The sequence below is a fragment of the Stenotrophomonas sp. PS02298 genome, from assembly GCF_029959445.1.
Taxonomy (GTDB): domain Bacteria; phylum Pseudomonadota; class Gammaproteobacteria; order Xanthomonadales; family Xanthomonadaceae; genus Stenotrophomonas.
Window position 1 is genome coordinate 1 of the sequence record NZ_JASCOR010000292.1, and the last position, 2,207, is coordinate 2,207.

Below are 2,207 nucleotides of genomic sequence, written 5' to 3' on the forward strand. Positions count from 1 at the left end.
CCCGCTTGGGGTTAAAGCTAAGGAGGGATTAGTTCATAGCGCGGCCACAGTGACGGGGGCCGGCGCAGCTGGCGGCCGGACCCTTCTCTTTCCCGCGATGACACCGCCAGTCGCGTATCAGCTTGCACAGCACGTCAGCAACGCAGCCCTTGAAGCTAATTCTCCGCAGCAGTCCGGCCACAACCGACACGGCACACGCAGGCGGTTCAGTGCCGCCGACGTGGCAGAGATGCGTCGCCTGCGGGCTGGTGGGCTGAAACTCAAAGCGATTGCCGAGAGGTTCCTCTGCACTGTCAGCGCCGTGGCGTATCAGACTGGCGGCTTGATTCCGCCAGCTACGAACAATGCCCAGCGCAGGCCTCAGAACATCCTAGATACCATCGTTCGGCTATATCTGAATGGCATGTCAGCGCGTGACATTGCGGCTAGATTACAGTGCTCGGAGTCCGGGGTGCGGGCCGCAATTCGGCGCTATGCCGCTGACGCCCCGGTGGTAGCTGACCCCGGTCCAGTGCATCAACTGCCCCTGGCATTGCGTCCACAGTTGGTTACGGAGGATTGACCGTGAAAGGCAACAGTACTTCAGTTCCAGTGAGAGACCAGAAGCGACAGGTCAGGCGCATCAAGGCCATGCGGTCACTACGTCGAGCTGGCGTGTCCGTTAGCGAGATTGCGCGCCGCTACGGATTGTCAGAGTCAAGGGTGCGAGAGGTCACTGCTGGTGCACGCCCCAGAGACGATTACAGCCAAGCACGCTACCCGGCCAAACTGTACCAACAAGTGGCCGAAGCCCGAGAGAAGGGGTTCCTCATCAAGGACATTGCCCTTCACTTTGGGATTCCTTTGTCCACCACGAGCGCAATCCTGCGCCGTGCCCAAGGAGCTAAACGGTTGGCGGGCTTGACGCTGAATGAGAGGATTGAAGAGATAATGGAAAGGCTCAAGCGCGGTTCAAACGGGGTCTAAAGGCAGTTCAACCCTTCTTCGATGCCCGCTTCGGCGGGCTTTTTTGTGGCTTTACTGATGAAATGTTCCACGGTTATCCACTGATCAAACCAAGTGTCGCCGGTGATCAAACCATGTTTCGCCTTACACTGAACGTCCAAAGCTACCCCTCCCCAGCCCTCCCCTTGCCTGCGGCAAAGGGAGGGAGCTTCTGCCCCCTCCCTTTTGCGGAGCAAAGGGGAGGGCTGGGGAGGAGTGCTCTTCGCGAAGAACCAAAGCCCCATAACCCCCCCTGCGGTAGCATTCCCTCCCCCGCACCGCCTGCATCCCCATGTCCCACTACACCGGCCCCCTGCTGACCCGCCCTTTGCTTGAGCAGCTACAAAGCGCCCTGAAGAAAGGCAGCAGCGAGCTCAGCACCTCACTCGACCTGGGCCGCAACCAGGAAGCCGTCGGCCTCAACGCCGACAGCTGGCAGTACAAGGGCCAGCATTACCCGTGGCCGGCCAAGCTCAAGGACCGCACCATCTACTACTGGGATGGCGAGGAGTTCAGCGCTGCCTCGCGCTTCGGCAGCGGCCTGTACAAGCTTGTGCCCACCGACTGGGGCATCCCCACCTTCGAGATCGACGGCATCAAGATGCTGGTCAGCGCCCAGATCTCGCCGCTGGACGATGCCCGCCGCAAGGTGGCGCTGGTGGAGCCGCGCGGCAAGCAGGTGCTCGATACCTGCGGCGGCATGGGGTACTTCGCCGCCTGCTGCCTGGATGAAGGCGTGGCCGGCATCCGTTCGTTCGAAAAGAGCACGGAAGTGCTGTGGCTGCGCACCCTGAACCCGTGGTCACCGGATCCGGATGATGAACACGCAGGTGGCCGCCTGCAGTTGAACCATGGTGATGTGTCGAAGGAAATCGAAGCCATCGCCGATGCCTCGATGGATGCCGTCCTGCACGACCCTCCGCGCTTCGGCATCGCCGGCGAGCTGTATTCACAGGTGTTCTACGACCACCTCGCCCGCGTGCTGCGCAAAGGCGGTCGTCTGTTCCATTACACCGGCGCTCCCAACAAGCTGACCAGCGGCCGCGACGTACCCCGCGAAGTCGCCACGCGCCTGCAGAAAGCCAGCTTCAAGGCCGAGCTGGCGCTGGATGGCGTGTTGGCAGTGCGCAAGTAACCTGCTTTTGTAGGAGCGGCGTAAGCCGCGAAGCTCGTACCCCTTCATGCCCCCCAGTCCAATGGCTGTCTCATTGGCCCCAGCTTCG

Annotated in this window: 1 protein-coding gene; it reads left to right on the top strand. The window is 61.5% G+C overall.

The annotated features are described in order from the left end of the window. Window positions 1-1,276: 1,276 nt before the first annotated feature. Complete coding sequence (locus QMX78_RS21165) at window positions 1,277-2,119, top strand: MnmC family methyltransferase (RefSeq protein WP_282273381.1); 843 nt, start codon at window positions 1,277-1,279, stop codon at window positions 2,117-2,119. The last annotated feature ends 88 nt before the right edge of the window (window positions 2,120-2,207 follow it).